The organism is Aeromonas sp. TW 6 (assembly GCF_013168745.1).
GTDB classification, from domain to species: Bacteria; Pseudomonadota; Gammaproteobacteria; order Enterobacterales; family Aeromonadaceae; genus Aeromonas; species Aeromonas caviae.
In genome coordinates this window covers 109512-116004 of record NZ_JABERS010000011.1, presented here as the reverse complement: position 1 = coordinate 116004, position 6493 = coordinate 109512, and the positions used below count along the sequence as shown (strand labels likewise).

Genomic DNA, 6493 nt, shown 5'->3' with positions numbered 1-6493 from the left:
GGGTGCGCTGGGTTTCCAGGATGGCGGCGTTGAGCGTCTGGTCATCCCCTTCCAGGGTGGCTTGCAGTTGATCCATGCGGGCGGCCAGGGCGCTGTCGCCGGTCACCTGGGCTTGCTGGGTCTGCTTGATGGCCGCATCGAGCGCCTTATCACCCGTCTCCACCTTGGCCTGCAACTGGGTCAGTTGCTCGGCCAGCGCCTGATCCCCCTGCGCCAGGGTGCGCTGGGTTTCCAGGATAGCGGCGTTGAGCGTCTGATCATCCCCTTCCAGGGTGGCCTGCAGTTGGGTTACCCGTTCGGCCATGGCCTCATCGGCGTCGCTCAGGGTGCGCTTGCTTTCTTCCAAGGCGGCAGCGGTCTTGCTGTCTGCCGCTTGGTAGTCGGTCTTGAGCTGGCTTAACTCCCGGGCGGTGGACTGCTCCACCCCGGCGATCACCTCCCTCACCCCGGTGAGCGCGGCGGACGTTGCCGCCTGCTCCCCCTCAAACTCGGCCCGGAACTGGGTCACCTCGCGGGCCAGCGCCTTGCCCTGCTCTGCCACGGCCTCAGACAAGGTGCCCACATCGGATTGGGTCTTGTCGGTCTTGGTGGTGAGCTGTTGCAGGGCCTCGCCGGTGGCCTGCTGACCATCGGTGACCACCTTGCCCAGGCTGGTGAGCTGGGCGGCTTGATCGCCGCTGGCTGTCTTGAGCTGGCCGATTTGCTCGGCGAGCGCCTGATCCCCTTCTGCAACGGTTCGCTGGGTTTCCAGGAGCGCAGCGTTGAGCGCCCTGTCATCCTCTTCCAGGGTGGCTTGCAGTTGGGTTACCCGCTCGGCCATAGCCTGATCGGCGGCACTCAGGGTGCGATTGCTTTCTTCCAAGGCGGCGGCGGTCTTGCTGTCTGCCGCTTGGTAATCGGCCTTGAGCTGGCTGATCTCCCGGGCGGTGGACTGCTCCACCCCGGCGATCACCTCCCTCACCCCGGTGAGCGCGGCAGACGTCGCCGCCTGCTCCCCCTCAAACTCGGCCCGGAACTGGGTCACCTCGCGGGCCAGCGCCTGGTGTTCGTCTGCCTGGGTATCCTGACGACGAGTGATCGTGGCGCGGGCCTTGCGAGCCCGACCCTCGTCCTGATCATCCGCTAAGGTGTTGCCGATGCTGGCCAGGGCGGTCAGATTGACTTCTGCTGACAGGTCATCCTGGCGAGCGGCCAGCGCCTTGCCCTGCTCTGCCACGGCCTCAGACAAGGTGCCCACATCGGATTGGGTCTTGTCGGTCTTGGTGGTGAGCTGTTGCAGGGCCTCGCCGGTGGCCTGCTGACCATCGGTGACCACCTTGCCCAGGCTGGTGAGCTGGGCGGCTTGATCGCCGCTGGCTGTCTTGAGCTGGCCGATTTGCTCGGCGAGCGCCTGATCCCCTTCTGCAACGGTTCGCTGGGTTTCCAGGAGCGCAGCGTTGAGCGCCCTGTCATCCTCTTCCAGGGTGGCTTGCAGTTGGGTTACCCGCTCGGCCATAGCCTGATCGGCGGCACTCAGGGTGCGATTGCTTTCTTCCAAGGCGGCGGCGGTCTTGCTGTCTGCTGCCTGGTAGTCGGTCTTGAGCTGGCTTAACTCCCGGGCGGTGGACTGCTCAACCCCGGCGATCACCTCCCGAACCTCTGTCAGACGGGCAATGGTGGCGGCCTTCTCTCCTTCTAACTTGGCACTGAGGTCGGTGACCTCGCTCGCCAGGGCCTGATGAAGATCAAGCTGCACCTGCTGGTCACGGCGAATGGATGCCTCGGCCTGGCGGTGACGCTGCTCCCCCTTATCGCCCGCGAGGGCGTTGGCAATGGCGGCCTCGGCGGCTTGGTCAGCAGCCTTGGCCGTCAGGTCCAGGGTGGCGGTGATCTCGTCAAAGCGGCCAGCGGTGATCCCGCCGTCATTCTCGACAATCTCCTCCAGCGCCCGGATCGCGCCCTCGGCGGTGTCGGTGCGCACCTCGACCCCGCTGACCCGCTCAGCCAGCACCTGGTCAGCCTCGGTACTGACCCGCGCCACTTCGGTGATGTTGGCCAGCAGGGTCTGGTCATCTGCCTCCAGCTCGGCCTTGAGGCCGGATACGCGCTCGGCCAGGGCCGACTGGGCATCGCTGTTGACGGTGATCCGTTGCTCTGCCGCCGCGAGCCGTTCGCCCTGCTCGGTCACGGTGGACTGGGCGGCCTTCTGCTGGATCTGCCCCAGGGCGGCATCCAGGGAGCTGCTGACCTCGGTCAGGCGCTGCTGTTCGCTGGTGAACTCCGATTTGGTGACCGTCTGGGTGATCTTGGCATTGATGCCATCCAGCACCTGCTCGGCCTCGGTCAGCCGTTCGCCCTGGGCATCCACCACTGCATGATCGGCCTTGGTGGCCAAGGTGCCGGTGGCGGCGTCCAGTTTCTGGTTGACTTCGGTAAAGCTAGCGTGAGTTTCATCGCGCAGCGCCCGCACCACATCCATTTCGATCTGGCCGTTTTCGGGGTTGACCGTGAAAATGGCATCGCGCAGATCGCCCATCTCGCTCTGCACACGGTCGATTTTGCCGTGCAGCTTGTCTTGCTGCAGGACTGCGCCGATCCCCATCTGTCCCAGGCTGTCTTGCTCGTCGCGCAGCAGGCTTTCGGTCTGTGTCGCCCGCTCATCGAGCGCGGCCAGGGCAGACCCCAGCCCAGTCAACTCCCGATCGATCACCGGCACTCGCTCGGCAATCGGCGCGACCGTCTCGCTCAGGTCGGTCAACTCCCGATCGATCACCGGCACTCGCTCGGCAATCGGCGCGACCGTCTCGCTCAGGTCGGTGAACTCGCGCTCGACCAGCTCCAGTTTGCCAATGATGTCTGGGATCGCCTGGTCAACGATGTCCGCGATCTGCTCGATGGGCTTGCGCAGCTCCTCGCGTAGGTGTTCGCCACCGATCTCCCCATCCAGGATGTCGAGAATGGAGGCGGCGTCGTAGGAGGTTTTACCGCTGGCCGCAAACAGACCAGATTTGCCGTAGGCGTTGACGGCCCGCAACCACACGTAATAGGTGGTGTCTGGCTGCAACCCTTGAAACGTCATGAACGCACCCAAGCCTGCATTGGTTGCTTTGGTCTGCACCTCGGCCAGGGGCAGCTGCACTTTGCTCCACCACCATTCGCAGAGGGTGCCGTAGGACTGGCCACCGGTGAACACCGGGCGGAATGCTAGGGACCAGTTGCCTGCCTCAACCTCGACCCCCACGGGGATAGCGGGCACCTGGATGGTGAAATTGACCGACGCAACCGGCGACGGGGCGCCGGTCATGGCGATGGCGCGGACTTGGCCCACGTAGTTTCCGGCCGCCAGGCCATTCACCCGGCAAGATTGCCCCGGCACCTGGGCAGTCAGCACCACCACCGGGGGCTTGCCGGGGTCAAGGCGCTGGATGATCACCTGGTTGTAGGCGATGGTGCCGACGTTGCGCCAGGACAGTACGCCCTGGATCACCTCGCCAATCTGTTCCACTTCATAACGGAGCTGATCCGGCATGGCCACACCGCCCGAGGGTAGCTCGGTGATTTCCGGGCGCTCCATGGGCTTGCCGATGGCGTCCGACCAAAACAGCGGGCTCTCTTCTCGCAATGTGAGCTCGACCCCACTGGTCAGCGAGAACGACCAATCTACCACACGAAACTCGGGGCCATTGATGCCCAGAGCCGGGATGTAGAGTCGGATCGAGCTGCCGGGGCGATAGCGCCAGCCAGAGAGGTTGATCGGGCATGTCACTGTGCGGGCGGAGCGGCGCTGACGCAGCATGATATTCGCCAGACGCTGGGCCTGGTATTCGCTGGTCACACAGCGCAGGTCGAGGTCTTCCAGCAGGGCAAGGCCGCCGTCCTCTTCCACCCATTCGTTGACAATCACCGCCGGGAAGTCGGTCTTCTTGAAGGTGATCGGGTCAACAAATGTCCCGGTCACCTGGTTGATTTTCTCACTGCTGGCTGGCTCCGGCAGCAGCTCGCTATCCCCGATAATCTGGTGCGCCCGGATCTCGTCGCTGGCAGGCCCGTAATAAGCCCCCGCGATGATGCCGTGCTTGCCGCCTATGTAAGTCGGCTGGCCGGCACACGCCATGTGGAGTGCTTCCAACACCTTGGATCTGGCTTCGCCCAGATCGAACTCCACGTTGGCCGTATAGCGGGGTTCCCGCGTCCCATCCGGGCGCGTGACCAGTTCATCGCAGATGTTGGCAGCCACGATGAACTCGTTCATGCGGATCTCATCGTCCGGCACGTTCAGCCAGGAGCGGTAATAGTCGAGGATGACCAGGGCGACGTTATCACTCCACTTCCATTTGCTGTCCCTGGGATCCCACACCTCCTTTCCGAACTTCTCCACCTTGATGTTGGGGAGCCCCGCCGGGAACTTCTGGGGGTCGAACTTGAGTGACAGGCGCAGCCAGGTAATCCCCTGACCAATCATGTCTTCCTTCCAATCGGCACACTTGGCCAACATGAAGGGGTCGCAGGTTTTGCGGTCGGCATGGAGTTCGTAGGAGACCAGATCGGAGAAGGTGCCGATCAGATCGTCACCCAGCCAGATGTCGCCAACGCGGGAGAGCTTGTGACCGGCGATCACCAGGGCCAGGTGCAGCCACTCCCCTTCATCCTGCTCGCCGGCCTGCTCGGCGGCGAACGACAGCAGACCGGAGGACACCACGCGGCCATAGACACAGGTCTTGTCGCTGGCGGCAGCACGCAGCACCTGGCTACGCTCGCTCGCGCTGCGATAGTCAGAGAGCGACGGCTTTTTCGTCGTCAACATCATGGTGGCAGTGGCCACCGCTGTGCCGATGGAAAGGGCCATGCCCACCGTGACAGCCGTCACGGCAGCATAAGCGCCCGCGCCAGCAGCGGCACCAGCGATAAGAGGGACGGCAGCGGCGGGCATTATTCAACTCTCCAGGCAATGAGGGGGACTTGATCCGGGATGGGGCGGGCGCCTTGCTCTGTCATGGCCCAGACTTGGCCAGCCCACATGACCCCGGCGGTCAACCCGTTTGGGCCATCAAACACCAGGGCATCGCCGCGCTGGGCCATGGCAATTGGTACACGGACAAACAGCGCATCGAGGGCGGCCTCAATGCTGCCGTGGGTCTTGGCAAGCACCCGCTTGGCGCCGATCTCGGTGGTGTAGCGCCCCCGATACTGGGCTGCGGGATCCTTGTCGCAAGCGGCAAGACACACGTCAGCGACAAACAGACAGCAATCATTTTCACCCCAACAAAAAGGCCGCTCGGTGGCGGCCTGAATGGTGGTGATGATGCGGATTTGCCAATCTGGGTGGCGCATGGCGGTCAGTCCTCATAGTTGAAACTCGGGGCATCTTTCTTGGATCCCCAGTAGATGGATCGGTCAGCCATCTGGTTCTGATAGCGGAAGAAGCGATCATTCGGGTGAATGCGGCGGTGGCTTTCGTCGGTGTTGCGCAAGTTGAGGCCCTTCTGCCAGTCCTCAAACTTGTTCGAGATGGTGAGCTGGATGGTGTTGGTTCGCCCTGCCTTGATGGGGGTTTGCGCTATCTTGCCGCTAAACTGCAAACAGGCATTGAGGGGGGTGCCATCAGGGCCAAGCACGACCAGATAAAGCCACGCCATTCGGTCAACGATGCGCTCCCTCATCACCTCGGCCAGCAGGGCGTTGTCCAACCCCGTCAGGGTGACGCTCAGCTTGGTTGGCGAGGTGGATATCTGTTCTTTCTGGGGGCTGACCGCCCCCAGGGCACCTACCCCGTAATACACCTCACCACCCAGCACCAGCTCCCCCAAGCCCGAGTGAAGGCGGCTCATACCGCTCACCAAGTCCAGCTTGAGGGCATAGAGCGCTGTCACGTTTGGCTGATTGAGGGCGGCGATCACATCAGGATCAAGGCCGGTGATCATGGATAGAAACTCTCCTTGAACTTGAGGGTGCCGAGATCACGGCGAAGGCCAGACGGGCGACGAGATTTGCCACCGCCATCGAGGCGAAACACCCCCATGGGGCGCTCGACCACCAGGGGGGTGCCGCTCGGGTGGCTCTTGCGCAGCATGGGGGCAAACGCAATCCGGGCCGCGCCAGACTGATCCGACCAAACATCTGCCGTGACCCGCTTGAGTTCATCGCCCACCTGTAGCCAGTCGCCATCCCGCAGTACCAGGGTCGAGGGCTTCCACCCTCTGCTCGTCATCGCGGTGCGCATGTTCAGCGCCTCACTGACGATAGGGGCACCATGTACCGGCTGTTTGGGGTGAGCGAAGTCCCACAACCTGACCCGGTTGGTTTTGCCATCCAGCTTGGCGATGAAGGCTTCCAGGCGACGGGCAACAGCGGGCTCCATCTTGCCCATGGTCAGCTCCATCAGCCACTTGCTGCCCGGGGTGGCGACGGTCTGCTCTGAGCCGTCAAACGGCGATTCAAATACCCGCCCCATGGTTTCAAGGTCGAGGGAGTTTTCCCGCACTCTGAACTCGGCGGGCCAGTCATAGATTTCCAT

The 6493-nt window shown here is 63.3% G+C and carries 4 protein-coding genes; all 4 read right to left on the bottom strand.

Going from position 1 to position 6493, the window contains the following annotated elements; genetic code table 11:
* The coding region (locus HKD46_RS07975; protein WP_171865160.1) for a hypothetical protein at positions 1-4825 on the bottom strand (4825 nt) is incomplete at its 3' end.
* A gap of 83 nt (positions 4826-4908) precedes the next feature.
* Positions 4909-5310 carry a DUF6950 family protein gene (locus tag HKD46_RS07970; RefSeq protein WP_102948362.1) on the bottom strand — a complete coding sequence of 134 codons (402 nt, stop codon included), beginning with the start codon at positions 5308-5310 and terminating at the stop codon, positions 4909-4911.
* A gap of 5 nt (positions 5311-5315) precedes the next feature.
* Complete coding sequence (locus tag HKD46_RS07965; protein ID WP_171865159.1) at positions 5316-5900, bottom strand: hypothetical protein; 585 nt, start codon at positions 5898-5900, stop codon at positions 5316-5318.
* Complete coding sequence (locus tag HKD46_RS07960; RefSeq protein ID WP_173418141.1) at positions 5897-6493, bottom strand: hypothetical protein; 597 nt, start codon at positions 6491-6493, stop codon at positions 5897-5899. Before HKD46_RS07960 ends, HKD46_RS07965 begins: the two co-directional genes overlap by 4 nt.